Genomic DNA, 597 nt, shown 5'->3' with positions numbered 1-597 from the left:
ACGAGCGCCGTCCGGCGTCCCCGGACCGGAACACGGCTCCGGCCGCGTCGGCCGACCGCCCGCGTGCCGACGACCGCCCCCGTCCCGCCCCGGTGGCCCCGGATCCGCTGTCGGCACAGCGCGCGCCCGTACGCCCCGGCGACGGCGCGCCGTCGACCGGCAACGCCCCGCTGCGGCCCGTGCCGCCGGTTGACGCGGGCGAGCGGCACCGGATGCCGGCACCGGACCCGTACGGCGCGCCTCCCGGTCACACGTCCCGCGTACCGGCGGGCCCGACGGTCGGCACGCCTTCGGATTCCACCTCCGGCGTGCCCGCTTCCGCGAGCCCGGCGGCCGGCGCACCTGTCTCGGGGACGCCGGATTCCAGCAGGCCCGTCTCCGGCGCGCCCGCCCCGGGCATGCCGCTTGCCGGCGCACCGGTCTCCGGTTCGGCCACGCCGGTCGTCGGCGCGCCCAGCAACGGCGCGCAGGCTCCGATCGGCACCGCACGGGCAGAGCGAAGCGAGGAGCCCACCCGCCCCGCGCCGCCGCGGGGACGCACGGAGGAACGCCAGGGCCCGCCTCCAGCCGGTCCGGTCCAGCCGGCCCCTGCCGCTT

At 80.4% G+C, this 597-nt stretch carries 1 protein-coding gene; it reads right to left on the bottom strand.

Going from position 1 to position 597, the window contains the following annotated elements:
* Window positions 1-247 precede the first annotated feature (247 nt).
* Window positions 248-460: a hypothetical protein gene (locus F8279_RS29775; protein ID WP_139135455.1), complete on the bottom strand. Its 213-nt coding sequence runs from the start codon at window positions 458-460 to the stop codon at window positions 248-250.
* Between the last annotated feature and the right edge of the window lie 137 nt (window positions 461-597).

This window comes from Micromonospora sp. AMSO1212t (assembly GCF_008868145.1).
GTDB classification, from domain to species: Bacteria; Actinomycetota; Actinomycetes; order Mycobacteriales; family Micromonosporaceae; genus Micromonospora; species Micromonospora tulbaghiae.
The sequence above is the reverse complement of the archived record's forward strand: the minus strand, read 5'-3'. Positions and strand labels throughout refer to the sequence as shown.